Source organism: Kitasatospora sp. NPDC053308 (assembly GCF_055585785.1).
Genome location: NZ_JBVJJY010000011.1, coordinates 209,999 through 234,574 on the forward strand (window position 1 = coordinate 209,999; position 24,576 = coordinate 234,574).

At 73.4% G+C, this 24,576-nt stretch carries 21 protein-coding genes and 2 pseudogenes; 5 read left to right on the forward strand and 18 right to left on the reverse strand.

All coding sequences use genetic code 11. The features are described 5' to 3' along the window. Nucleotides 1–409: 409 nt before the first annotated feature. Nucleotides 410–1,105 (reverse strand): helix-turn-helix domain-containing protein, encoded by a 696-nt coding sequence (locus ACZ6Y7_RS24465; protein WP_465760066.1) that lies wholly within the window; start codon nucleotides 1,103–1,105, stop codon nucleotides 410–412. Nucleotides 1,106–1,227: 122 nt separating this feature from the next. Between ACZ6Y7_RS24465 and ACZ6Y7_RS24470 the strand changes: the two genes are divergently transcribed. Beyond that, complete coding sequence (locus tag ACZ6Y7_RS24470; protein WP_465760067.1) at nucleotides 1,228–2,664, forward strand: aminopeptidase P family protein; 1,437 nt, start codon at nucleotides 1,228–1,230, stop codon at nucleotides 2,662–2,664. Between the two features lie 82 nt (nucleotides 2,665–2,746). On the opposite strand, the gene ACZ6Y7_RS24475 is transcribed toward ACZ6Y7_RS24470, so the two are convergent. From ACZ6Y7_RS24475 to paaK, 7 genes are all read right to left on the reverse strand, one after another. Further along, nucleotides 2,747–3,184 carry a GNAT family N-acetyltransferase gene (locus tag ACZ6Y7_RS24475; RefSeq protein WP_465760068.1) on the reverse strand — a complete coding sequence of 146 codons (438 nt, stop codon included), beginning with the start codon at nucleotides 3,182–3,184 and terminating at the stop codon, nucleotides 2,747–2,749. Between the two features lie 126 nt (nucleotides 3,185–3,310). Beyond that, nucleotides 3,311–3,595: a hypothetical protein gene (locus ACZ6Y7_RS24480; RefSeq protein WP_465760069.1), complete on the reverse strand. Its 285-nt coding sequence runs from the start codon at nucleotides 3,593–3,595 to the stop codon at nucleotides 3,311–3,313. 160 nt (nucleotides 3,596–3,755) lie between these two features. Then, the gene (locus ACZ6Y7_RS24485) at nucleotides 3,756–4,427 is read right to left on the reverse strand and encodes a class I SAM-dependent methyltransferase (protein ID WP_465760070.1); all 672 of its coding nucleotides are present in this window, start codon (nucleotides 4,425–4,427) and stop codon (nucleotides 3,756–3,758) included. 69 nt (nucleotides 4,428–4,496) lie between these two features. After that, nucleotides 4,497–5,765 carry a sugar ABC transporter permease gene (locus ACZ6Y7_RS24490; RefSeq protein ID WP_465760116.1) on the reverse strand — a complete coding sequence of 423 codons (1,269 nt, stop codon included), beginning with the start codon at nucleotides 5,763–5,765 and terminating at the stop codon, nucleotides 4,497–4,499. A gap of 71 nt (nucleotides 5,766–5,836) precedes the next feature. Then, complete coding sequence (locus ACZ6Y7_RS24495; protein WP_465760071.1) at nucleotides 5,837–6,616, reverse strand: ATP-binding cassette domain-containing protein; 780 nt, start codon at nucleotides 6,614–6,616, stop codon at nucleotides 5,837–5,839. A 140-nt stretch (nucleotides 6,617–6,756) separates the two neighbouring features. Then, nucleotides 6,757–7,878 (reverse strand): substrate-binding domain-containing protein, encoded by a 1,122-nt coding sequence (locus ACZ6Y7_RS24500; RefSeq protein WP_465760072.1) that lies wholly within the window; start codon nucleotides 7,876–7,878, stop codon nucleotides 6,757–6,759. 305 nt (nucleotides 7,879–8,183) lie between these two features. After that, nucleotides 8,184–9,440, reverse strand: a complete 1,257-nt coding sequence (paaK, locus tag ACZ6Y7_RS24505; protein WP_465760117.1) for a phenylacetate--CoA ligase PaaK — start codon at nucleotides 9,438–9,440, stop codon at nucleotides 8,184–8,186. A 426-nt stretch (nucleotides 9,441–9,866) separates the two neighbouring features. On the opposite strand from paaK, the gene ACZ6Y7_RS24510 reads away from it, so the two are divergent. Both ACZ6Y7_RS24510 and ACZ6Y7_RS24515 read left to right on the forward strand, forming a co-directional pair. Next, a complete protein-coding gene (locus ACZ6Y7_RS24510) occupies nucleotides 9,867–11,435 on the forward strand; it encodes a hypothetical protein (protein ID WP_465760073.1) in 1,569 nt (522 codons plus the stop codon). 382 nt (nucleotides 11,436–11,817) lie between these two features. Next, nucleotides 11,818–12,981 carry an ROK family protein gene (locus ACZ6Y7_RS24515; RefSeq protein WP_465760074.1) on the forward strand — a complete coding sequence of 388 codons (1,164 nt, stop codon included), beginning with the start codon at nucleotides 11,818–11,820 and terminating at the stop codon, nucleotides 12,979–12,981. A 208-nt stretch (nucleotides 12,982–13,189) separates the two neighbouring features. On the opposite strand, the gene ACZ6Y7_RS24520 is transcribed toward ACZ6Y7_RS24515, so the two are convergent. Next, nucleotides 13,190–13,969 carry a GntR family transcriptional regulator gene (locus tag ACZ6Y7_RS24520; protein WP_465760075.1) on the reverse strand — a complete coding sequence of 260 codons (780 nt, stop codon included), beginning with the start codon at nucleotides 13,967–13,969 and terminating at the stop codon, nucleotides 13,190–13,192. Nucleotides 13,970–14,256: 287 nt separating this feature from the next. Here ACZ6Y7_RS24520 and ACZ6Y7_RS24525 point away from each other — a divergent pair, with 287 nt between their 5' ends. Continuing rightward, nucleotides 14,257–15,060 carry an exodeoxyribonuclease III gene (locus tag ACZ6Y7_RS24525; RefSeq protein WP_465760076.1) on the forward strand — a complete coding sequence of 268 codons (804 nt, stop codon included), beginning with the start codon at nucleotides 14,257–14,259 and terminating at the stop codon, nucleotides 15,058–15,060. 355 nt (nucleotides 15,061–15,415) lie between these two features. Then, nucleotides 15,416–15,655 (forward strand): annotated as a pseudogene (locus ACZ6Y7_RS24530) (response regulator transcription factor); the annotation flags it as partial. Between the two features lie 54 nt (nucleotides 15,656–15,709). On the opposite strand, the pseudogene ACZ6Y7_RS24535 reads toward ACZ6Y7_RS24530, so the two are convergent. The 9 genes and pseudogenes from ACZ6Y7_RS24535 to ACZ6Y7_RS24575 all read right to left on the reverse strand — a co-directional run. Then, nucleotides 15,710–16,000 (reverse strand): annotated as a pseudogene (locus ACZ6Y7_RS24535) (transposase); the annotation flags it as partial. A 134-nt stretch (nucleotides 16,001–16,134) separates the two neighbouring features. Next, the gene (locus ACZ6Y7_RS24540) at nucleotides 16,135–17,436 is read right to left on the reverse strand and encodes an MFS transporter (protein WP_465760077.1); all 1,302 of its coding nucleotides are present in this window, start codon (nucleotides 17,434–17,436) and stop codon (nucleotides 16,135–16,137) included. Beyond that, nucleotides 17,385–19,895, reverse strand: coding sequence for an alpha/beta fold hydrolase (locus tag ACZ6Y7_RS24545; protein ID WP_465760078.1), 2,511 nt, complete (start codon nucleotides 19,893–19,895; stop codon nucleotides 17,385–17,387). Before ACZ6Y7_RS24545 ends, ACZ6Y7_RS24540 begins: the two co-directional genes overlap by 52 nt. A gap of 20 nt (nucleotides 19,896–19,915) precedes the next feature. Further along, a complete protein-coding gene (locus ACZ6Y7_RS24550) occupies nucleotides 19,916–20,743 on the reverse strand; it encodes an aminoacyl--tRNA ligase-related protein (RefSeq protein WP_465760079.1) in 828 nt (275 codons plus the stop codon). Next, nucleotides 20,740–21,930, reverse strand: coding sequence for an acyl-CoA dehydrogenase family protein (locus tag ACZ6Y7_RS24555; RefSeq protein ID WP_465760080.1), 1,191 nt, complete (start codon nucleotides 21,928–21,930; stop codon nucleotides 20,740–20,742). The genes ACZ6Y7_RS24550 and ACZ6Y7_RS24555 overlap by 4 nt, the downstream gene beginning before the upstream one ends. Beyond that, nucleotides 21,927–22,211 carry an acyl carrier protein gene (locus tag ACZ6Y7_RS24560; RefSeq protein ID WP_465760081.1) on the reverse strand — a complete coding sequence of 95 codons (285 nt, stop codon included), beginning with the start codon at nucleotides 22,209–22,211 and terminating at the stop codon, nucleotides 21,927–21,929. Before ACZ6Y7_RS24560 ends, ACZ6Y7_RS24555 begins: the two co-directional genes overlap by 4 nt. Further along, nucleotides 22,208–23,107 carry a hypothetical protein gene (locus ACZ6Y7_RS24565; RefSeq protein ID WP_465760082.1) on the reverse strand — a complete coding sequence of 300 codons (900 nt, stop codon included), beginning with the start codon at nucleotides 23,105–23,107 and terminating at the stop codon, nucleotides 22,208–22,210. Before ACZ6Y7_RS24565 ends, ACZ6Y7_RS24560 begins: the two co-directional genes overlap by 4 nt. Continuing rightward, nucleotides 23,100–23,738, reverse strand: coding sequence for a phosphopantetheine-binding protein (locus ACZ6Y7_RS24570; RefSeq protein ID WP_465760083.1), 639 nt, complete (start codon nucleotides 23,736–23,738; stop codon nucleotides 23,100–23,102). The genes ACZ6Y7_RS24565 and ACZ6Y7_RS24570 overlap by 8 nt, the downstream gene beginning before the upstream one ends. A gap of 26 nt (nucleotides 23,739–23,764) precedes the next feature. Then, nucleotides 23,765–24,574 (reverse strand): class I SAM-dependent methyltransferase, encoded by an 810-nt coding sequence (locus tag ACZ6Y7_RS24575; RefSeq protein WP_465760084.1) that lies wholly within the window; start codon nucleotides 24,572–24,574, stop codon nucleotides 23,765–23,767. Nucleotides 24,575–24,576 lie beyond the last annotated feature (2 nt).

Genomic DNA, 24,576 nt, shown 5'->3' on the forward strand with positions numbered 1-24,576 from the left:
CCGGCGCCGGCCCGGGGGGGGGGGGGGGGGGGGGGGGGGGAGATAGAAAACACCCAGAGGAGGGGGGGGGGGGAGGTGAAGGGGGGGGGGGGGGGGGTGGGGAATGGGGGGGGGGGGGGGGGGGGCGGGGGTGTGTCCTTTGTTGTCGTGAAACGGCCTTTTCCCGGGGCCCCGGGGGGGGGGGGGGGGGCGGCCCCCCCCCCCCCCCCCCCCCCCCCCCCGGGCCGGTGTCGGCGCCCGCGACCGGGTCGGCGGCCGTGCTCCAGCCGGGCCGGTACCGGTGCCAGTGCCCGGGCCTGCGCCAGTGCCCGTACCGGGGCCAGTGCCCGGGCCTGCGCCAGTGCCCGTACCGGGGCCAGTACCCGGGCCTGCGCCAGTGCCCGTATCGGTGTTGGCGCCCGTACCGGTCTCAGTGCCCGTGCCCGAGCGAGGCCCCCGGCCCCAGCGCCGGACGGGACGCCGCAGGCAGTTCGGACTCCTGCCCGTCGCCGGCGAGGTGCAGCCGCTGCTCCGCCCGGTACTGCAGCAGGAGCACCGAGCGGACCGGCTCCCCGCCCACGGCGGTGTACGAGTGCGGCAGCGAGGCGTCGAACCCCACGTAGTCGCCCGGGCCGAGCTCGACCTCCCGGCGCCCCGCCCGCACCCGCAGCCGCCCGGACTGGACGACGGTGTGCTCGGTGCCGATGTGGCCCCCGGAGATCTGCGTGCCGTCGGTGCGGACCTGCTGGTCGTAGAGCTCGAACACGACGTCCCCGGCCTCGATCCGGCGCAGCGGGCGCAGGTCGACGCCCCGGCCGCTCAGCACCTCGGCGTCGGCCGCCCGCACCACCGTCACCTCTTCGGCGGGACGCGCCTCCACCAGGTCGGAGATCGGCACGCCGAGCACCCGGGAGAGTCCGAGCACCGTCTCCAGGGTCGGGTTGCCGGCCCCGGACTCCAGCTGGGAGAGCGTGGCCTTGCCCACCCGGGCCCGCCGGGACAACTCGGACAGCGACAGGCCGCGCTGCGCCCGCACCCGCTTCAGGTTGGCGGCGAGGACACCCCGGACGCACTCCTCGCCCGGTGCCCCGGCGGGCTCCCGGGCGGACTCCCCGGTGTCGTTCATGCTCGACCTCTTCTCTCCCGGCCTCGTTCGATATACCGTACGGGACGCCTGCCGACGGACGGGGCAGCGTAGCGAAGCACCTCGCCCGCCGCCTCGCCCACCACCTTCACCGGGAGAACCTAGTGACCGAGCCCGCCGACACCATCACGTACCGGAAGAACGGCCTCACCCGCGGCGTCACGGACGAGCTCGCCGAGAACATGAAGCAGGGCTGGGCCGACACCGAGCGCACCGCCCTGGAGCCGAACCCGCAGGCCGCCCACACCGCCCGTCGCCGCGCCGCGCTGTCCGCCGCCTTCCCCGGCGAGCTGCTGGTGGTGCCGTCCGGCAACCCCAAGGTCCGGGCCAACGACACCGACTACCCGTTCCGTCCGTCCTCCGACTACGCCTACCTGACCGGCGATCAGTCCCAGGACGCGGTGCTGGTGCTGGAGCCCACCGGCGAGAGCGGCCACACCGCCGTCCTCTACCTGCGCAACCGCTCCGGGATCGACAACGGCGAGTTCTGGCTGGACACCCACGGCGAGCTGTGGGACGGCCGCCGCAACAGCCTGACCGAGAGCGAGCGGCTGCTCGGCCTCCCCTGCCGGGACGTCCGCACCGTGCGCGCCGACCTGCGCGCCGCCACCGGCCCGGTGCGGGTGCTGCGCCGCCACGACGCGGGCGTGGAGGAGGCCCTGAAGGACCGGGTGGTCGCCGAGCGGGACGAGGAGTTCGAGGTCTTCCTGTCCGGGCTGCGCCTGGTGAAGGACGAGTTCGAGATCGCCGAGCTGCGCTTCGCCTGCGCGGCGACGGCGCGCGGCTTCGAGGACGTGGTGCGGGTGCTCGGCACCGACACCGAGACGGCGGAGCGGCTGATCGAGGGCACCTTCTTCGTCCGCGCCCGGGTCGAGGGCAACGACGTGGGCTACGGCACCATCGCCGCGGCCGGCCCGCACGCCACCACCATGCACTGGGTGCGCAACGACGGCCACGCCAAGCCCGGCGACCTGCTGCTGCTCGACGCCGGTGTGGAGACCAACCACCTCTACACCGCCGACATCACCCGGACCCTGCCGGTCAGCGGCCGCTTCACCGACCTGCAGCGCAAGGTCTACGACGCCGTGTACGCGGCCCAGGAGGCCGGCATCGCCGCCGTCAAGCCGGGCGCGGACTTCCGCGACTTCCACCGCGCCGCCCAGCGCGAGCTGGCCGAACACCTCACCTCCTGGGGCCTGTTCGGGGACCTGACCGCCGACAAGGTGTACGAGCTGGGCCTGCACCGCCGCTTCACCCTGGCCGGCACCGGCCACATGCTGGGCATCGATGTCCACGACTGCGCGCACTCCCTCACCGAGCTCCACGTGGACGGCCCGCTGAAGCCGGGCATGGTGCTCACCGTCGAGCCGGGCATCTACTTCCAGGAGAACGACCTGACCGTGCCGGAGGAGTACCGGGGCATCGGCGTGCGGATCGAGGACGACATCCTGGTCACCGAGGACGGCAACGAGAACCTCTCCGCCGCCCTCCCCCGCCGCTCCGACGAGGTCGAGGCCTGGCTCGCCGCCCTCCGCGGCTGACGCCGGAACGCCGTACGGCACCCGGGGCAGCGCGCGAAGCCCGCCCCGGGTGCCGCACCGGTGGGTCCGGCCGCGCGCCCGGTCAGCCCGTCAGCGGCTTGACCCAGCGGCTCCACTGCGGCTCGGGGGCGTAGCCGGCGGCCTGCCAGGTGCGGTGGCCGAGGGCGTTGTCGTCGAGCACCATGGCGTCCGCGCGGCGACCGCCGAGTGCGGTGAAGCGTTCCTCCGCGGCGGCCAGCAGGGCGGCGCCGATGCCGCGGCGGCGGTGGGCGGGGTCGACGGCGAGCCGGTAGAGGTGGCAGCGCCAGCCGTCCCAGCCGGCGATCACGGTGCCGAGCAGCGCCGCCGGGTCGTCGGCGGGGGTGGCGACGATCAGGCACTCCGGGTCGCGGGCGAGCAGCGCGGCCACTCCCGCCTCGTCGTCCGTGATGCTGGCGCCCTTGGCGGCCCGGCCCCAGAGGGTGAGCACGGCGGGGATCTCGTCGGGGGTGGCGGGGCGCAGGGCGATCTGGTCGGTCATGCGGGCCTGTCTAGCAGCCGGTTCTGCCGCGGCGCCGGGGATTCCACGTCCTGGACGGCCGGGACGAGGCGCCGCCCGCCCCGGCCCGACGGAGGGGCGGAGCGGACGGCGGCCGGGACGCGGCTGTCAGATGTGGTGGGAGGTGTCGCGCTCGGACTTCTCGATCTGGTCGATCCGGCGCTGCAGCGCGTCGGCCTGGGCGCGGGCCTTGCGAGCCGCGTCGCGCTCGCCCTCGTGCTCCAGGCGGTCGGCCTTCTGGCGCAGCTGGTGGACCTGCTGGCGCATCTGGTTGAGGTCGACGGTGATCGAGGCGGCGGCCGCGGGCTGGGCGGTGGCGACCTGGGCGACCGTCGCCAGAGCGCCGCCGGCGAGGGCGGCGGTCAGGACCAGGGCGGGGATGCGTCGACGCATGGGTGACTCCTTACGGTGGTGCATGGTTCTCTGCCTGGACATCTTCTGATTACCAGACGGTAACCATCCTGACATGACCGAGCGTCAGCGGTCGCACTGGCCCCACCGCCCCACCGCGCCCGCGCCCGCGCCCGCGCCGCGATGACGCGATGAGCGGCCGTCAGCCCAGCCGCCACACCGTGGTGGTCTTCACCGCCGTGTCCTCCAGGTCGGCGACCACCGGCACCCGGTAGGCCGCCACCGCCGTGAAGCGCTCCCGGGGCAGGTAGGCGCGGCCCGGGTCGCCGACGATGACGGTGGCCCCGCGCGCGGCGGCCCGTTCCAGGAAGGGCAGGAAGCGGGCGGCCATGGCGCGTTCGTAGAAGACGTCGCCCGCGAGGACCACCTCGGCCGGGGCGCCGTCGCCGTCCACCAGGTCGACCAGGGCGCCGTCCACCCGCACCCCGTTGGCCTCGGCGTTGAGGCCGATCGCGGCGACCGCGTAGGCGTCGATCTCGGCGGCCCGCACCGAGGCCGCGCCGCAGCGGGCGGCGGCGACGCCGATCAGCCCGGAGCCGGCCGCGACGTCCAGCACGGTACGGCCCCGCACCAGTTCGGGGTGGTCCAGCACGTAGCGGGTGACGGCCACACCGCCCGCCCAGGCGAAGGCCCAGAACGGCGGCGGCAGCCCGGCCTCCCCGCGCGCCCGCTCGGTGGTCTCCCAGAGGACGATCGCGTCCTCGGCCATGTGCAGGCTGATCTCGGGCACGAAGGGGACGGGCTTCAGCTCGGTCTCGCGCCGGATGAAGGCGAGGTCCTCGGTCGGCTGAAGAGTACGCAGCTCACTCGGCATGCCCGCAGCATAGAGCCCCCGCGGCGAGCGTTCGCCCGTCCGCGGGGGCTCGGCCCCTCCCCCGGGCGCTCAGGCCCGGCCCGCGGCCTTCTGGGTGCGGCGGGCCAGCGAGTCGACCACGACGGCGGCCAGCAGGACCAGGCCGGTGATCATGAACTGGATGGCGTTGCTCAGGCCCTGGATGTTCATCCCCGACTGGATCGAGCCGATCACCAGCGCACCGAGCAGCGCCGACCAGGTCTTGCCGCGACCGCCGAAGAGGCTGGTGCCGCCGATGACGGCCGCCGCGATGGCGTTCATCAGCAGGTTGCCGCCGCCGGAGGTCTGGCTGGCCGACTGGATCTGCGCGGCCAGGAAGAGGCCGCCGACGGCCGCCATCGTGGAGCAGATCGTGAAGACGCTGATCCGGATCCAGGCCACGTTGATGCCCGCACGCCGGGCGCCCTCGATGTTGCCGCCGAGCGCGAACACCTGGCGGCCGTAGGACGTGCGGCGCAGCACGAAGTCCAGCACCACGATGAAGATCAGGAAGATCAGCAGCGCGAGGGGCAGCCCCTTGTACTGGTTGAGCGTGTAGGCGGCGAGGAAGGCGACGATCGCCAGCAGGACGGTGCGCAGCACGATGTCGGTCGGCGGGCGGGACGGCACGCCCGCGGCCTGCCGCCGCCGGGCGTCGACCAGCGAGGCGAACAGGAACAGCAGGACGCCGACCGCCGCGGCACCGTAGGCGGCGGCCTGCTGGCCGTAGATGGTGCTGTAGAGCCTGGAGACGATGTCGGTGCCCGGGAGGTTGACCGTGCCGGTGGCGCCGAGGATCTGCAGCATCAGGCCGTTCCAGCCGAGGTTGCCGGCGAGGGTGACGACGAAGGCCGGGACGCCGACCTTGGCGAAGAAGACGCCCTGGATGCAGCCGACCACGGCGCCTCCGACCAGGGCCGTGAGCAGCGCCAGCCACTGGTTGACGCCGTTGGTCACGCTCAGGACGGCGTAGATCGCGGCGCACAGGCCGCTGACCGAGCCGACCGAGAGGTCGATCTCGCCGAGCAGCAGCACGAAGACCACACCGATCGCGATCATGCCGGTGCCGACGATCTGCTGGGACAGGTTGGAGAGGTTCTGGGCGGACAGGAAGCTGCTGTTGAGGCTGCCGAACACGGCCCAGATCACGATCAGTGCCAGGACGACCGGCAGCGAGCCGAGTTCACCACTGCTCAGGCGCCGGCGGAACTCCCCGAGGTAGCCCTTGACGCCCTCCTGCCGGACGATCAGCCGGGGGTCGACGGCGGGGGTCGCCCCGGGGGCGACCGGCTCGGGGGCGTTGACGCCGCCGTACGGCATGCTGTCCTCGGGCACCGGGACGTGCCGGCGTTCGGGCTCGCCGCCCGGGGGGCTCCCGGGGATGTTCTCGCTCACTCGGAACCCTCCTGGCCCCGGGCCCTCCGGCGGGTCACGGCGTTGTCCGTGGCACCGGTGATGGCCGAGATGATCTCTTCCTGGTTGGTGTAGCGCTTGTCGAAGACGCCGTTGTTGCGGCCGAGGCGCAGCACCGCGACGGTGTCCGCGACGGCCATCACGTCGGCCATGTTGTGGCTGATGAGGATCACGCCGTGGTCCTGTTCGCGCAGCCGTTCGACCAGGTCGAGCACCTGGGCGGTCTGCTCGACACCGAGGGCCGCGGTGGGTTCGTCCAGCATGACGACCCTGGGCGAGCCGATCAGCGCGCGGGCGATCGCGACGACCTGGCGCTGACCGCCGGACAGCGAGGCGACGGGGATCCGCACGCTGGGGATGCGGATGGAGAGGGTGTCCAGCAGGGCCCGGGAGCGCTTCTCCATCGCGACCTCGTCGAGGATGGTGAAGCGGCGGATCTCGCGGCCGAGGAAGAGGTTCCCGACCACGTCGAGGTTGTCGCAGAGCGCGAGGTCCTGGTAGACCGTCGCGATGCCCAACTGCTGGGCGTCCTGCGGCCGGTGGATGGCCACCGGCTTCCCCTGCCACTCGATGACGCCCTCGTCGGGCTGGTGCACCCCGGCGATGGCCTTGACCAGGGTGGACTTGCCGGCGCCGTTGTCGCCGACCAGGGCCACCACCTCGCCGGCGTGCACCTCCAGTTCGATGTCGGTGAGCGCCTGCACGGCGCCGAACCGTTTGGAGACCCCACGCAGGGCCAGTACGGTCTCACCTGCCACAGTGACCAACTCCCTTGCCCCGCCTCCGTCGTGGAGGCGGGGCCTGTTCGGGTTCGAGGGGGGACGTCGGGAGCGCGACGTCGAGGGGGCGAGGCCGGACGGGCGACGTCGGACGGACGGCGCCGGGACGGCGACGCCGGTTACATCAGGCCGGCGGACTGGCAGGCGGAGGCGTAGTCCGGCGTGCAGATCTGGGCCACGGTGTAGAGGCCGTCCTGGACGACGGTGGTCTTGACGTTGTCCTTCTTGACGACGATCGGGGTGAGCAGATTGGCCAGCACCTTGTTGTTGCTGCCGTTGGTCGCCGTCGTGGGCGCGAGGGAGGGGCCCGGGGTGCCGCCACCGGCCATGGCGACGGCCATCTCGGCCGCGGCGTCGGTCTCCGGCTTGAACGGCTTGTAGACCGTCATGGTCTGGGTGCCGATCAGGATCCGCTGGATGGCGTCGAGCTGGGCGTCCTGGCCGGTGAGCGGGGTGTTGATGCCCGCGGCCTTCTGCGCGGTCGCGATACCGGCAGCCATGCCGTCGTTGGCGGAGTAGATGCCGACGACGTTGGCCGCGCCGATCGCGGTGATGCCCGCCGCGGCCTCCTGGTTGGCCTGGTTCGGGTCCCACTGCGGGGTGTCGTACTCCTTGCCGATCTTCAGCTTGCCGTCGATGGCGCTGTGCGCGCCGGCCTTGAAGTCGGCCGCGTTGGGGTCGGTGGGCGAGCCGTTGATCATGATGATCTGGCCGGCGTTGGCCTTGTCCCCCACCGCCTCGACCAGGGCCTGGCCCTGCAGCTGGCCGACCTTGTGGTTGTCGAAGGACACGTACGCGTCGACCGGGCCCTGGGCCAGGCGGTCGTAGGCGAGCACCTTGACGCCGGCGTCGTGGGCCTTCTGGACCGAGGACTGGATCGACTTGGAGTCGACCGGGTCCAGGATCAGCACCTTGTCGCCCTTGGTCAGGGCGGTGTCCACCTGGGTCTGCTGGAGCGTCGCGTCCTGGTTGGCGTTGTAGTAGTCGATCTGGGCCTGCGGCGCGATCTCCTTGATCTTCTGCTCGATCAGCGGACGGTCGAACTGCTCGTAGCGGGTGGTCTTGGTCTCCGGCAGCAGCAGACCGATCCGGACGGCTCCCACGGAGGCACTGCCGCTCGCGGCCGCGCTGCCCGAGGAACCGCTTCCTGACGACTGTTTGGCGCTGCCACAGGACGCCATGCCGAGGCCGAGGGAAACCACGGCGGTGACCGCGAGGACGCGGCGAAGCCCGATGCTCATGAAGATGCCTCTCCGGTTGGGTCCACCCCCTTCTCCTCTCCGAGTCTGGGAAGCATGTGCCGAGCCCACGAATCCGGTGGTCCGAACGGGTAGCCGGGGAGGCGGCTGGACTCGGCACCGATCGTCCGTCTACATTTCTGTAGACGTCGGAGGCGCGCGGCATCACCCCCCGGACAGCCGCGCGCCTCCGACCTCTCGTCCGGCCACCCCGCGACGGGGTTCAGCCAACGACAGGGTTCACCTCACGCCGCGGCTCACCCCACGACGGGGCTGACCCCACGAAGGGGCTCACCTCGCGACGGGGCTCACCCCCGCTCGTCCACCACCCGCTTGATCTTCCCGACCGAGCGCTCCAGCGTGTACGGCTCGACCACCTCGACCGCGACCGTGACGCCGACCCCGTCCTTCACCGCGCCGGCGATCGCCGCCCGCGCGGCGTCGCGCTGCTCGGCGGACGCCTCCGGCCGGGCCTCGACCCGGACCGTCATCCGGTCCAGCCGCCCCTCGGTGGCCAGCCGCAGCTGGAAGTGCGGCGCGACGCCCGGGGTGCGCAGCAGGATCTCCTCGATCTGGGTCGGGAAGACGTTCACCCCGCGCAGGATGATCATGTCGTCGCAGCGCCCGGTGACCTTCTCCATCCGCCGGAACGCCGGGCGGGCGGTGCCCGGCAGCAGGCGGCTGAGGTCGCGGGTGCGGTACCGGATGACGGGCAGCGCCTCCTTGGTGAGGGAGGTGAAGACCAGCTCGCCACCCTCGCCCTCGGGCAGCACCTCGTCGGTGATCGGGTCGACGACCTCCGGGTAGAAGTGGTCCTCCCAGATGTGCAGCCCGTCCTTGGTCTCCACGCACTCCTGGGCGACGCCCGGGCCGATCACCTCCGAGAGGCCGTAGATGTCGACGGCGTGCAGGTCGAGCCGCTCCTCGATCTCCCGGCGCATCTCCTCCGTCCAGGGCTCGGCCCCGAAGATGCCCACTTTGAGCGAGGTGCCACGCGGGTCGATCCCCTGCTTCTCGAACTCGTCGAGCAGGGTCAACAGGTAGGACGGGGTGACCATGATGATCTCGGGCTCGAAGTCCCGGATCAGCTGCACCTGCCGGGCGGTCATGCCACCGGAGGCCGGGATCACGGTGCAGCCGGCCCGCTCGGCGCCGTAGTGCGCGCCGAGGCCCCCGGTGAACAGGCCGTAGCCGTAGGCGATGTGCACCTTGTGGCCGGGTCTGCCGCCCGCCGCGCGGATCGAGCGGGCGACCACGTCGGCCCACACGGCGAGGTCGTTCTCGGTGTAGCCGACCACCGTCGGCAGGCCGGTGGTGCCGCTGGAGGCGTGGATCCGGCGGACCCGCTCCATCGGCACCGCGAACATCCCGTAGGGGTAGCCCTCGCGCAGGTCGGCCTTGGTGGTGAAGGGGAAGCGGGCCAGGTCGGCCAGGGTGCGGCAGTCCTCGGGGCGGACGCCGGCCGCGTCGAACTTGCGGCGGTAGAGCTCGACGTGGTCGTAGGCGTGCCGCAGGGTGGCCCGCAGCCGGCTGAGCTGGAGGGCGCGCAGCTCGTCCACGCCCATCCGCTCGCCGGCGTCCAGGAGCCCGGAGGGGATCGGCGCCCCGAGCCGGCGGGGCCGCTCGGCGGGGTCCCCGGGCTGCGCTTGCGGGCGTCGGGGCGGCTCTCCCGGCCTGGGCGTGACGGGTGCGGTGCCGGTCATCGTCGCTCCTTCGCTGGTCGGCCTGGCCCGAGGTGCCTACCGATCGTTCGGTCAGGCGCGCGCCGAGCCCAGTAACCCAGTACCCGAACCGGGTGTCAAGGGATCGTGCGGCACTTCCGGAATGCGAACGTCCGTCCTCTTTGCGCCAACTTCTCCCTGCCCGCACCCCACCGGTTTGGCTGTCCAATATGAAAATCATTACGGAATTTTGACTCTGCGGCGCCCTCCCCCGACCTGAGCACATGGTTCAGTAGTGCGGTTTCCCCCCACGTCCTGGAAGTGATAACCGTGCCCAACTCCTCTGCCCTGGTCACCGCGCTGCGCGAACTCGGCGACCGGCCCGCCGTCGTCGCCGACGGGCGCGCGATCAGCGGCACCGGCCTGCTGCTCGGCGTCTCCCCGGCGGACGGCCTGCCGCGGGCCCTCGCCGGGCGCGTCGCCGAACACGCCGCGCTGGCGCCCTCCGCCGCCCGCGCCGCCGAGCAGCGGCTGCGGTACTGGGCCGGTGTCCTCGGCCCGCCGCCGATCCGGCACACCGTGCTGCACCCCGTCACCGACCTCGCCGTCGAACTCGCCCTCGCCACCCTCCTGGCCGGCGGCACCGTCCACTGCGACGACCCCGAACAGCACCCCGACGAGCAGCTCGCCGCCCTCGCCGCCCACCGCACCACCCACCTCAGCCTCCCCTCCGCCCTGCTCTGGCGATTCAGCCGCCTGCCCCGCCTGACCGACCACGACCTCGGCGCGCTCCGGCTGGTCCTGCACATCGGCCCCGAACCCCGCCAGGAGGACGTGTACGCCGCCGTCGACGCCCTCGGCGCCGTCCTCGCCCACGTCCGCGCCCCCGAGGACGACGCCGAAGCCGCCGACCGCCGACTGCGCGCCGACGCCGAAGCCGCCGCGGCCGCCGCCTGGAAGCACAGCATCGGCGTCACCGAGGGACAGCTCCACGACTTCGGCGCCCATCTCGACCGGGCGGTCCTCTCCTCCCTGCTGCTGACCCTCCAGCAGAGCGGCGTCCTCACCGACCCCGCCCGCGGGTACTCCGAGGCCGAGCTCCTCGCCACCGCCATGGTCACCCCCGCCCAGCGCCCCCGGGTGACCCGCTGGCTCGACGCCCTCGCCCGCCACGCCCTGATCACCCGCCACGACGGCGGCGCCCAGGGCCCCGTCTTCCACGCCCGCCACGACGCGCCCCCGCTCACCGCCGCCGAGGTCCGCGAGTCCTGGCGGCCGGCCGTCGAGGCCTGGGCCGACGGGCTGGGCCCGGCCGCCGCCCTGGACCGGGTCCGGCGCGGCGCCGCGCGGCTGCCCCGGCTGCTCAGCGGCGAGGAGACACCCCGCCCGGCCACCGCCCCCGTCCGCTGGACCGCCGCCCGCGGCTACCTCGGCACCGCCCTCGGCGCACTGGTGCGCCGCACCGCCGAGGCCCACGACGGACCGGCACCGCTGCGCGTCCTGGAACTCGGCCACGCCCTCGACGGCGCCGAGACCGCCGTCGCCCGCGCCCTCGCCGCCCGGCCCCGCCCCACCGCCGAGCACCACCTCACCGCCGACGGCGGGCGCTACCACGTCGTCGTCGCCACCGCGTCGGCGGCCCGGGCGCCGGAGGACGAAGTCCGTTCGCTGGTCCGGCTGCTCGCCCCCGGCGGCCGGCTGCTCCTCCTCGCCCCCACCGCCGAACAGCTCGACCTGCTGATCACCGGCCACGCCCAGAGCCCCGCCACCGCCCACCCTCCGCAACACTGGCAGGCCGCCCTCACCGCGGCGGGCTGCCCGACCGTCCACACCCTGCCGGAGGACGGGCACCCGATGGCGCTGCTGGGGCAGCGGCTGTTCGCGGCGCGGGTGGACTGAGGCGGGCCCGCGGGGTCCGAGGTGGGCCTGCTCCGGGCCTCGGCCGGGGCCTGCGTCCGGCCCGCCCCGGGCCCGTACCGGGCCTGCGCCGGAAGGTCCTCGCCCCGTGCGCGACCATCCGTGGCCGGGCGGTGAAGCCCCGGCCCCCCGCCGCCACCCGATCCGTACCATTTCGATACCGAAGCCTGGGTGAGCTGCGAGGATCCTCGCCGCCCGGGGCGCTCCCCGGGTAGGCTCCGGATGTCCTCCGGCCCTCGCGCGGGCGGTCTCCCGCCGCCGCGTTCCGGGGTTCCGGGGGCGCAACCCCGCGGGCCATTCGGTGGGCTCCGCGCACTCGACACCGCGCGCCAGGGCAGTCGCGCGAACGGCGAAGGGCATCGCATTGGCGGATCGGCTCACCGGAGGAGACTCCTCGCTGCTGCGGCGGATCAACGCGGCGGTCACGCTCCGGGCGCTGCGGAACGGCCACTCCGTGACCCTCACTCAGCTCGTCGGCGAGACCGGACTCTCCCGTCCGACCGTCGAGGGCGTGATCGAGGGCCTGGTCGAGACCGGGCTGGTCGCCGAGGTCGAACAGCCCAAGGAGGACGGCCAGCCGGGCACCGGCCGCCGCGGCCGCCCCGCCCGCTGGTTCCGCTTCCGCGCCGAGGCCGGGCACGTCCTCGGCATCGAGATCGGCGTGCACGACATCCGGGTCATCCTGGCCGACGTCACCGGCGAGGTGGTGGGCAGTCACTTCAAGCCGGTCGACGAGACCCTGGACGCCGAGGAGCGGCTCACCGCCGTCCGCACCGCCGTCGCCGAGGTGCTGCGCAAGGCCGGCATCTCCCGGGACAACCTCTGGGCCGTCGGCATCGGCACCCCCGGCATCGTCGACCGCGACGGCACCGTCCGGCTCGGCACCGCGATGCCCGGCTGGACCGGCCTCGACCTCGGCGCCCGGCTGCGGCGCTCCTTCCGCTGCCCGGTCCTGATCGAGAACGACGCCAACCTCGCCGCCATCGCCGAGCACTGGCAGGGCTCGGCGGTCGGCGCCGACGACGTCGTCTTCGTGATGGCCGGCCTCAGCCCGGGCGCCGGCTCCCTCATCAACGGCCGGCTGCACCGCGGTTACGGCGGCGCGGCCGGCGAGATCGGCGCCCTGCACCTGCTCGGGCAGGAGGTCACCCCCGAGCGCCTGCTGTCCACCACCGGCAAGCCGCTCAACCCGCTGGACGAGGCCGCCGTCGCCCGTGTCCTGCGGCTGGCCCGGGAGGGCGACGAGGTCGCCAAGGTCGCCATGGACCGCTTCCTCACCCGACTCGTCCAGGGCGTCGCCGCGCTCGTCCTCGCCATCGACCCGCAGTTGGTGGTCATCGGCGGCTGGGCGGCCGGCCTCGACGGCGTCCTGGACCCGCTGCGCGAGCGCCTCGCCCAGTTCACGCTGCGAGCCCCCGAGGTCGCCCTGGCGGCACTCGGCTCGGAGGTCGTGGCGATGGGCGCCCTGCGCGTCGCCCTGGACCAGGTCGAGGAGCAGCTGTTCGCGGTCGACCCGCCCCGGATCTGACGCGGGCTCCAGGGGCTTCGGCGGCGGGCGCCGGGGGCGGCTGCGGCGCGGTCATGGCGCGGTCATGGTGGCGGCACGGTCGTGACGCGGTCGTGGCGCCGTGCGGCTTCCCCAACGGCAAAGGCCCGGACGCCGACCGGCGTCCGGGCCTCGACCTGAGGGTGTGCGGCAGGTGGTTCAGGGGCGGTGCGTCGGCTCCGCCGTGACGTCAGGACGCGGTGCGCACGTCCGCGGTCGCCGCGTCGGCGACCGGGGTGACCTCGACCAGGCCGGCCTCTCCGAAGGTCAGCTTGCAGGTGTCCGCCCGGTAGGTCGCGACGGCCACCGCCACCAGGCGGCCGGCCGAGGCGTACTGGGTGGTCATGACCAGGACCGGGGCGCCGGGCGGGCGCTCCAGCAGCGCGGCCTGCTCGGCCTCGGCGACACCGAGCTCGACCGAGCGCGACTCCCCGTCGACCTCCAGCCGCTCCAGCTGGCGCAGCACCGAGCGGGCACGGTCGCTCTCGGCGCGGAAGCCGGGCAGGTGCGGCAGCGCCGCCGCCGGGACGTGCAGCGACTCGGTGGCCATCGCGCGCCCCTCCACCAGGCGGACCCGGCGGACGGTGTGCACGGTGGCGCCCTCCGCGATGCCGAGCGTCCTGGCCAGCTGCGCGGTGGCGGGGGCGGTGGTGCAGTCGATCGTCCGCCAGGACTGGCTGCGGGCGGCGCCGGGCCAGCCCTCCTCCTGCCGGTTCACCGGGACGCCGACCCGCGGGGCGGCGATCAGCGTGCCGATGCCCCGGCGCCGGACCAGACGGCCCTCCAGCTCCAGCTGGTCGAGCGCCTGCCGCAGCGTCGCCCGGGCCACTCCGAAGCGGGCGGAGAGCTCGCGCTCGTTGGGCAGCACCTGGCCGGTGGAGAACTCCGAGTCGATGGCCCGCAGCAGCACGGTGCGCAGGTGCCAGTACTTCGGCTCCGGCACCGCCGAAAGCTGTCCAGTCGTTCCCACCGCGTCCTCCACCTGTGTGCTGTCCGCCCTGCGACAAGGAGGGCGGATCCCGGGCCCGCTGTCCGCTGTTGCGGCAGGTGGGAGAGCGGGGCTTTATCCGTCCTTCTTTATTAAAGGTCCTTGCAGTAAGCGACCCTAGGGGCTTCTTCCGGAGATGGTCAAGACCAATGGCAGCGCTTGACGCAGCCGTCGCGGATATTCATGCCGCGTTCACGACAGGCCACTCCCGCACCCGCCGCCGCGCGTCCAGCTGCGGGCCGGATGCGGTCAGTCGGTAGGCTGCCCGGGTGATCGTGGTGACGAGTGTGAACGTGAACGGAATCCGGGCGGCGGCCAAGAAGGGCTTCGTCGAGTGGCTGGCCGGCACCGAGGCGGACGTGATCTGCCTGCAGGAGGTGCGCTCCGAGCCCGCGCAGCTGCCCGTCGAGCTGCGCGACCTGGACGGCTGGCACGCGGTCTGGGCCCCCTCCGTCGCCAAGGGCCGCGCCGGAGTCGCCATCCTCTCCCGCAAGGAGCCGCAGCGCACCGCGATCGGATTCGGCTCGGAGGAATTCGACAATTCGGGCAGGTATGTGGAAATCGACCTCCCCGGCCTGACCGTCGCCAGCCTCTACCTCCCCTCCGGCGAAGTCGGCACCGAGCGCCAGGACGAGAAGGAACGCTTCATGGCGGAATTCCTCGTCCACCTCACCACCCTGCGCGCCCGCGCCGCCGCCGACGGCCGCGAGGTCGTGGTCTGCGGCGACTGGAACATCGCCCACCGCCCCGAGGACCTCAAGAACTGGAAGGCCAACCAGAAGTCCGCCGGCTTCCTCCCCGAGGAACGCGCCTGGCTCTCCCGCGTCTACGACGAAGCCGGCTACGTCGACGTCGTCCGCGCCCTCCACCCCGACCGCACCGGCCCCTACACCTGGTGGTCCTACCGCGGCCGCGCCTTCGACAACGACTCCGGCTGGCGCATCGACCTCCAGGTCACCACCCCCGGCCTCGCCGCCAAGGCCGTCGAGGCCTACGTCGAACGCGCCGCCACCCACGGCGAGCGCTGGTCCGACCACGCGCCCGTCACCGTGGTGTTCGACGTGAACGACTGACGTGTGCTCTGGCTTCCCATGCAAGCAGGTTTGAGCTCTACTACGACTCCTAAGGGTGCCTCTGACCTGCGGAAACGCTAGGCCACCCGCTCAGCCGGAACGCTCTCGGGCTCGCGATGCGAGAGGAGAGTGCACCGGGTTCGATCTCGGCAGGAGTTCTGTGTAGCGCCTCTCGCGCCTGGGTCCATGAAGCACGAGCCGTGCATCCTGTGGGCCATCACGTGAGTGCGCTCGGGCTCTTGCCGAGGTCCGGCCGCAAGCATCTCGGAGTTCCTCCGAACGCGTGACTGCACGCGTCCTTCCACGGCCCGGACCGGGGAGCCCACCGGCCCCAGCTGGGGATATGGTGCCGCAGATGCGGGTGCTGGTGGTCGAGGACGAGGCAGATCTGCGCTTCGCCGTCGTCGCGGCGCTTCGCGGTGCCGGTCTGGCCGTCGACGAGGCGGCGGACCTTCCTGCGGCGGACGAGGCGCTGTTCGTGACCGACTACGACTGCGTCGTGTTCGACCGGATGTTGCCGTCCGGGGACGCTCTGGAGGACGTGCGGAAGCTGCGCGGCACCGGCCGGACGGTGCCGGTGCTGTTCCTCACGGCCCGCGACACCGTCACGGACCGGGTCGAGGGATTCGCCGTCGGAGGCGACGACTACCTGGTCGTATCGCGTGGCCAGGGCCCGAGACTGCTTGAGCTGGTTGATCGTGCGCTCGACTTCGTTGCGTCGCTTGTACATCCCCTTGTCGAATCCGGCCGGTCTGCCGCCCTTGCTGCCCCCGCGGTGGCGGTTGGCCCGCTGGTCCTTCGGTTCGGGAATGGTGTGCTCGATCTGGCGTCGGCGCAGGTAGCGCCGGTTCCGGCGGGAGCTGTAGGCCCTATCGCCGCCGAGATGGTCGGGGCGGGTGCGCGGGTGCCCGCCGCCTGGACGCTTGACCCGGTTCCGTTCCCCATCACCCGACCGCGGCCGGCCGGGCATCAGCCGCCGCGGGCCGTCCGAGGACGGCGGTTGGGGCGTCCAGCGGCAGAACGAACGGCGCCGCCCTCCGCCGTGGAATCCGCTTGGCGGGAGGGCGGCGGACGTCAGGCCGTGGGCTGGGTGTCGGCCTCCTCCTGCCGGTCGGCCCGGAGCGGTCCGAGGTCCGCCCGCAGGGCCAGGGGGAGCGACAGCAGGGCGGTCAGTCCGAGCAGGGCAGCGGCGCACCAGAGCGGGGCACGCAGGCCCAGGTGGGCGGCGAGCAAGCCTCCACCGAGTGAGCCCACCAACAGGCCGAGCAGGCTGAAAGAGCGGGTGGCCCCGGTGACCCGGCCGATCAGCTCGCCCGGGATCAGCCTCTGGCGCAGCGACGACACCGTGATCGTCCAGACCGTGGTGTAGAAGAAGTAGAGCGCCAGCATCGCGGTCACCAGCAGCGCCGAGCCGGTGACGGCCATCAGGGAGTAGGCCAGGGCGCCCAGCAGCAGGGTCGCGCAGATCGTGCGCTCGGTGCCGAGCAGCCGGCGCACCGACGGGGCGGCGAAACTGCCGATCAGGCTGCCCACCGCCGAGACGGTCAGCGCCAGGCCGTACTCGGCCGGGGTCAGCCCCAGGCCGTCGGTGGCGAAGAGCACCAGCACCGAGAACGGCAGCATGTACGCCAGGTTGGTGACCACTGACATCAGCGCCAGGGTGCGCAGCAGCCGGTGCCCGGCCAGGAACCGCAGGCCCTCGCCGATCTCCCGCAGCGCGTTCGGTCGCTCCTCTGCCGACGAGGCCGCGGCCCCGGGGGTGAAGTCGCCCTTCAACCACCAGAAGCACAGCGCGGCCAGTACGAAGGAGGAGGCGTCCAGCAGCACGGGCAGGATGGCGGCGATGCCGAACAGCAGTCCGCCCAGTGGCGGCCCGGCGATCTCGTCGCAGACCGTCTGCGCGGCCGCCAGCCGGCCGTTGGCCCGGTCCAGGTGCCCCGGGGAGACCACGGTGGGCAACAAGGAGAAGGACGAGACGTCGGACAACGTCTCGAACAGGCCGAGCACGACGAACACGCCGTACAGCGCCCAGATGGAGGCGAGGCCCAGCCAGACCAGCAGTCCGAGGCCCGCCAGGACGGCGCCCCGGGCCAGGTTCACCCCGACCAGCAGCCGGCGGCGGTCGAAGCGGTCCACCGCGACGCCGCTCAGCACGGCCACCAGCAGCCGGGGAAGCGCGTAGGCCGTGGACAGCCCGGCCACCAGTTCCGGCCGATCGGTGAGCGATGTGGCCAGGAGCGGGACGGCGACGAAGCTCGCCCCGTCGCCGAGATTGGAGACGGCGCTGCCCAGCCACAGTTTGCCGAACTCGGGCCCCAACCCCGTCACCGCGCTCCCGGCGCCGCCGCGCCGTTGGCCGGTCGCCGTTTCCACCATGTGTCGATCTCCTCCGCAATCCGCTGTACTCGGGGCCTGGTCATGACGCTGAAATGGTCGCCCGGGACGGGACGGACGGTCAGGCCGCCGCCCAGGGCGGTCTCCCAGGGCGCCCATCGGAGGTCGGCCGCGTCCTCGGCGGCGGCCAGGTAGAGGACCTCGCCGCGGTACCCGGGGACCCCGGGGCGGGCAAGCACGGCGACGTTGGTCCGGAACACCTCGGCCATCGCCGTGAAGCGCTTCTCGTCGAGCTCCGGGCCGATGATCCCCTGCTGCTGCGCCCAGGCCCACAGCGCCCCGTCGTCAGGGCACTCGGCCTCGCTGGTGGCTCCGGTACGGCCCGCGGCGGCGGCCAGGTAGGCGCTGAACTCGGCGGTCAGGTCGGCGTCCTCGTCGCCGGGCCCGGGCATCGGGCTGTCGATCAGGACCACCTCCGGCTGGGTGCCGGCGGCGACCAGCCGCTCCGCCATCTCCACGGCGATCACCCCGCCCATCGACCAACCGATCAGGGTGACCGGCTCGGCGACGCCTTCCTCGGCCAGCAGCCCGAGGTAGTGCTCGGCCAGTTCGGCGGCGGAGTCCAGCGGGGCACGCCCGTCGTGCAGGCCCGGGACGGCGGCGGCGTACACCGGCCGGTCGGTGTCCAGTGCGGCGGCCAGCGCCGCGTAGCAGAGGATGTCTCCGCCGATCGGCGGGAGGCAGAGCACTGCCGGGCCGCTGCCGGGGCGAATGGTGCGCAGCGTCCCGGAGGCGGGGTCGCCTGCCTCGCCCAGCAGCCTGGCGAAGGCCTCGACGGTGGGCGCCTCGAAGAGTTCGACCGGGTGGAGGTCGGTCCCGCAGATCTCGTTGAGCCGGGCGACGGCTTGGAGGGCGACCAGCGAGCGGCCGCCCAGTTCGAAGAAGTCGTCGTCCAGGAGCACTTCGGCGCGGTCGAGAAGCGCGCCCCAGGTGGCCGCGACGGTGCGCTCCAACTCGGTCACCGGTCGGCGCCCGACACCCGTGACGGGTGCGCCGGTCGTCTCCGGCTCCGGTTCCCGGATCGCTTCGCGCAGTCGGGGAGCCAGGGTCTCGACGGCGGCGGAGGGGTCGGCGGGTGCGGCGCCCAGGAGCCGGAGCAGGTCGTCGGCCAGCCCCTCCGCGGTGGCCGGGGCGATGCGGTCGGCCGCGTAGGTGAGGTCGATCCGCAGGCCGCCGTCGCGGCGTTCGCCGATCCAGAGGCTGAGGTCGAACCACGCGGTGGCGGCGTGCGCCTCGACGTCCTCGCCGACGAGGCCGCCCAGCCGGACCGGTCGCTCGGAGAAGCCCTCCACCGACAGGAAGGCGTTGAACAGCGGGTTGCGCCCGGGCTCCCGGCGCACCCCCAGCCGGTCCACCAGCCAGTCGAAGGGCACCTCCTGGTGCGCGTAGGCGCGCAGTGCGGTGGCACGCACCGCCGACAGCAGTTCCCGGAAGGAGGCGTCGCCCTCGGGCCGCACCCGGAACACCGTGGTGTTGACGAACAAGCCGACGACCTCGGCCCAGTCCGCCTGCTCGCGCCCGGAGACCGGGCTGCCGACCACCAGGTCCTGCCGCCCGGTGTGGCGGCGCAGCACGGCCGCGTAGGCGCTCAGCAGCACCATGAACAGCGTGGCGCCCTCGGCCCGGCCGAGTTCGCGCAGGGCGGTGGTCGCCGGCTCGGGCAGTTCCCGGGAGACCACGGCGCCCTCGCCGGGGCGGCGCGCCGGGTTGACCGGGTCGACGGGAAGGCCCGAACCGGCGGGTGCGTCGGCGAGTTCGGCGCGCCAGAAGGCGAGGCTGTCCGCTGCCTCCGGCCCGTCCAGCCAGGCCCGCCGGCCGGCCGCGTACCCGGGGTAGCCGGTGGCCGGCGCCGGCAGGGCAGGCGGCGTGCCGCCGGCGAGGTGGGCCTCGTATCGCGCCTCCAGTTCACCGTAGAGCAGGTCGAGGGACCACCCGTCGGCGATGCTGTGGTGCAGGTTCAGCAGCAGGACGTGGTCGTCCTCGGCCATCCGCAGCACGGACGCCCGCACCAGCGGCCCGCCGGCCAGCACGAACGGGGTGCGCGCGTCCGCCTCGGTGTACCGGAGCAGTTCGGCCTCCCGGGCGGCGGGTTCGAGCCCGCTCAGGTCGACCAGCGGGCACTCCAGCGGCGCACCGGAGGGCAGTTGCAGCGGCTCGCCCTGGACCTCGACGTAGCGCATCCGCAGCATCTCGTGCCGCTGCGACAGGTCGGCGAGCGCCCGGCGCAGCACGGGCACGCTGAACGGGCCGCGGAACCGGTGCGCCGACGGCAGGTTGTACAGCGCGCCGCCGTCGGTGAGGCGCTCCAGGAACCAGAGGCGCCGCTGCGCCTCCGAGAGCCGCAGCCGGTCTGCGACCGCGGCCTCCGCGGCGCGCGCCAGGAAGGTCTGCCGTTGCTGCGCGGTCAGCTGGCTGAATCGTTCGAACCCGCCGGTTGCCATTCCGTTCCTCTGGGGTGTCGTCAGGCCGCGGTCGGGGCGGTCGGCGCGGTGATCCGGGGCCAGTTGCGCCGGTCCTCGCCGTGCGCGTGGACCAAGGCGAGCGTGATCCGCTCCAGGCCGAAGGCGACGCAGGAGCTGTGGGCAGTGGCCCCGCCGTGGCGGATGTCGAACCGGCGGCCCAGGTGGTCCCGGTGCCGGTTGGCCGAGGCGATGGCCGTTCCCGGGTCGTCGGGGGTGAGCTTGGCGACGAACTCGTACTTGAGCCCCTGTTCGAGCTGGGTGGACCGCATCAGCCGCCCGCCCGGTCCGAAGAACGGGTCGGTGGCGGAGACCACCTTCACGTCCAGACCGAGCCCGCCGAGGAACGCCTCGCAGCGGGGGATCCAGGCGTCGCGCCAGTCGGCGGCCTGCTCCGGCGAGCCGACGGCGACGAACTCGCGCATCCGGAAGGTGCGGAAGCGGCCGGTCTCGCTGGTCGCCTCGTGCCGGTAGCAGTAGCCGGCCGCGTCGAGGACGACCTGTTCGTCCAGGATCTGCCCGGCCAGTTCGGCGTAGATGTTGTAGCAGACCGCGGGTGCCAGGACGACGTCGGTGGCCGGCCGTTCGCCGGTCGGTCCGCCGCGGCGGCCCGTCTGGTCGGGCGAGTACGCGTGCACGGTGCCGAGCAGGTGCGGGAACGACTCCGCGTACTCGGCCTGCTCGACCCGTGCGGCGCTCATCAGCGGCGGGTACCAGGTCGGCCCGGCGCCGGGGCCGGCCGTCGAGGTGAGCGCGTCCTGGAGGTCGTGGACGGTCCGCTCGAACTGCGGCCCGAGCGCGAGCGCCCCGGGGATTCCGGTTTCCTTCACAGCTGAAAGGCCCTTTCGCCGAGGAGCAGCAGGTCGGAGGTGGCCAGGTCGATCTGCCGGTTGGAGATCATCAGCCGGGCCGAGTACAGGTCGCGGATGTGCCGGGCGAGGGAGTAGGGGCCGTCCTCGGTGTAGCCGGCCATGCCGCAGATCTCCAGAGCAGCCTCGGCGATCCGGGAGGCCTCGACGGAGACCGAGGTCTTCAACGCGTTGGCCCGGGTGGTGACGGCATGTTCGCCGTCCGTTCCGCCGTCCCAGCGTGCGTAGTCGGCGGCGAACTGGCGCACCGCGCCCTGGAGCAGCGCGAGACGCGCGTGAACCTCGCCCAGCCGCTCGTCGGCGAAGTCGCCGCCGGCGCTCAACGCGGCGCGCGCCCGGGCCCGGGTGAGACGGGCGGCGCGGCGTGCCGCGTCGCCGGCCACGCCCGTCCAGACACCGGCCCACAGTACGTGCGACAGCGGCACCATGCAGCGGGTGGCGGTGGTACCGAACGGCTCGGAGAGCACCTGCTCGGCCGGGACGGCGGCCCGGACCAGGTACGGCGGACTGACCGTTCCCCGCATGCCGAGGGTGTTCCAGCCGCCGGTCTGCTCCAGCTCCAGCTGATCGCGCCGTGCCAGCACCAGGACCTGGTCGGAGGCGGCGGCGTGCTCGTCCCGGCGGGCGGTGATCAGGAAGGCGTCGGCGACCGGCCCGTACGAGACGGTGGTCGCCCGCTTCTCCAGCCGTACCTGCCCGCCGTCGGCGACCAGGGCCGCGCGGCTGGTCCGCAGGTTTCCGCCGACGCCCGCCTCAGAGGTGACCGAGGCGATCAGGTGCTGCTCGCGGGCCGCCTCGGCCAGGTAGTCGGCGATCGCCGGGGAGTCGGCGGCGGAGCGGGCCAGGCAGGCGACCTGGAGCTGGTGCATCGCCCAGATCATCGCGGTGGCGGCGCAGTGCCCGCCCAGTCGGGAACCGATCCGGGTGAGTTGCTCGACACCCAGGCCGGAGCCGCCGTACCGGACGGGCACCGCTGCGGCCCACAGCCCGGCCTCGCGCAGCGCCTCGATGCTCGCGGCCGGCACGGTGGCGGTCCGGTCGGCGCGGACGGCCTCGCTCTCCAGCAGTTCGGCGCGCTCGTCGATCGCGGCGAGCGCCCCCTCCTCGGTCAGCGAGGTCGTCGGGGCGGTCCCCGTTCCGGTGGTCACAGCGCCGCTCCCTCGCGCTCGACCGACTCGACTAGCTCGACACAGGCGTCGGTGAGCCGCTCGATGCTTGCGAACAGGGCCCGGGTCAACATCCCCTCCGGGAACTCGATCGACAGCTCACCCTCCACGGCGAGCATCACCCGCGCGGAGGCGAGCGAGGTCAGGCCGTGCTCGTACAGGTCGTCGGTGACCGCCAGCCGGTCGGCGGGGGGCTCCACCTCGGCGTTCCGGGCGAGCGCCGCCCGGACGGCGCGCTCGCAGCGCTCTCGGGGGGTGGTCATGGGTGCTCCTCGTTGTTCCGGGTGATCGCCGTCAGCAGCTCGGCCGCGGCCCGCCGCTGCTCCTGGTCGCGTTGGCCGAGGTCGCGGATCAGCCGCAGCTGGCGCGCCGGCGGGACGCCCCCGGCCTCCAGCGCGATCGTGTGGGCCAGGTACCAGCGGCGCTCCAGCGCGGCCAGGCCGTCGGCGACCGGCTGCAGCGCGGGCAGCGGGACGGCCAGTGCGGCGAGGAACCGGGCCAGGTACATCCGCTCGGCTGCCACACCGCTCACGTCCGGCATCTCCTCGCCGTTCCCGGCCAGGTAGTCGGCCAGCGCGGCGGCGTCCCGCTCGTCGTGCTCGCGCAGTTGCGCGCCGAGTCCCCCGGCCAGTTCGGCCGGTCCGGGGCGCCGGGTGGGCGCCGACCGGACCAGCAGCAGCCGGGCGTCCTGGGCGCTCGGCTCCGAGCGCAGCCGTGCCCAGTCGCCCGGGCGGTAGCGAACCGGCTCGGGGTTGTTCATCGGATCGACGACGACGACGCCCTCGGCGTCCGCCGCGACGACGATCACGCAGTGAGTGATGTGCTGCTTCCCCTCGAATGGGGAGGGCAGGTGGAAGGCGTCCACGGCGGCGGCCACCGGCGGCCCGGCGGCGAGGCACTCCCGCTCGTACGCCGCCGCCTGCGCCGCGTCGGCGAACCGCAGGTCGGCGATGTCGAGGCCGTAGCCGGTGCCGGCTGCCGCGAGCCAGCGGCCGCTGCCGTCCAGCGCGGCCCCGCCGGACCAGGAGAAGCCCCAGCTCATGCCGACGGCCTCCTCGGCGGCGGGCACGCCCTGCCAGTCGAGCAGGTTGGCGACGCACTGCTGGTAGCAACTGCCGTACAGCGCGAGGCCGGTGAAGCGCGGGAGCAGTTCAGGCACGGGCGGCCGCCGAGTCGTCCAGCTCCTGCGCGTACACCTCGGCGGCGACGGCGACGATCTCGGCGAACCCGGGCACCTCGTCGGCCTGTTCCCGCACCAGGGCGGCGAGGGCCGCCAGCGTCGAGTGCTCGAACAGCCGGGCCAGGCGCAGTTCGACACCGATGACCGACCCAATCCGGGCCAGCACCCGCACCGCGCGCAGCGAGCTGCCGCCCAGGGCGAAGAAGTCCGCCTCGACGGTGTGCACCGGCGTTTCCAGCACGTCCGCCCACACGCCGGCCAGCCACCGCTCGACGTCGTCGGCGGGAGCGGTGCCCGGCGCGGCCGGGGCATCGGCGGCGGCCGGGGCAGGCACTGCGGCCGCCAGGGCGCGGCGGTCGAGTTTGCCGTTGGCGAGCCGGGGCAGCTCGGCCACGGCGGTGAAGCGGACCGGCACGTGGGAGGCGGGCAGCAGTGCGGCGGCGTGGGCGCGCAGTTCGGCCGCGGTCGGCACCAGGGCACCGGCGGCGGGGACGTAGTAGGCGACCAGCTCGTGCTGGGCCGGCTCGTCGCCGTCGGCGGAGGTGGGGGACAACAGCCGTTCCAACTCGGTCAGCTGGTTCTCTGTCAGTTCGTCAAGGCTGGGCAGCATGGGCGTGTCTTCTCTCTCGCGCCGGGTCAGCGGGTCGCCGTGACGACGGTCATGCGGTCGGTCCACCAGTACTGGCAGTCCGCGGGTGGGACGAGCCCGTCCACGACCTCCACCGAGAACGAGCTGAAGTACCGCAGCAGGCTGCGCTGGTGGCGCCGGCTGAGCGAGTCGCGCTCGTTGGTGTAGTAGGTGAACACCCCGCCGGGCCGCAGGTGGGCGGCGGCCTCGGAGAAGAACGCCTCGGCCACCGTGCTGTCCCGCAGCACGTACTGGTCGAACTCGTCCTCGCTGGTGGGGAAGGCGTCCCAGAAGACCCCGTCGAAGTCGCCGAGAGTGGGCATGACGGACTGCCAGTTGCCCTGGATCAGCTCGATGTCCGCCTCCGGGCGCTTCGCGCGCCAGGCCTTGGCGACCTCCAGCACCTGGTCGTTGAACTCGACGATGGTGTGCGAGCGGACGCCCTGCTCCTCGATGAAGGTCGCCGAGAGCCCGAGGCCGAAGCCGATCTCCAGGATGTCGCCGTGGCCCGCGCCGACCCTTTCGGCCATCCGGCGCATCAGTGCGGCCTCCCAGTCCTGCATGACCTGCTGGCCCTCGATGATCAGCGAGCCGTCGTGGTAGTCGGCCTCACTGCCGTGCCACTCCGCGTTGATCTCGCCGCGGGTGGTGCCGTCCACGAAGTCCGGGGCGATCACGTCGAGGTGGCGCAGCTGCTCGGCCAGCTCGTCCACGGCCCGGTGCACGACCCAGCGCTGCTGCTCGGCGCGCGGCGCGCCGATGAACGAGCCGCGGTGCAGCCCCACTTCGATGGTGAAGTCCTTGTAGCGACGCAGCATGC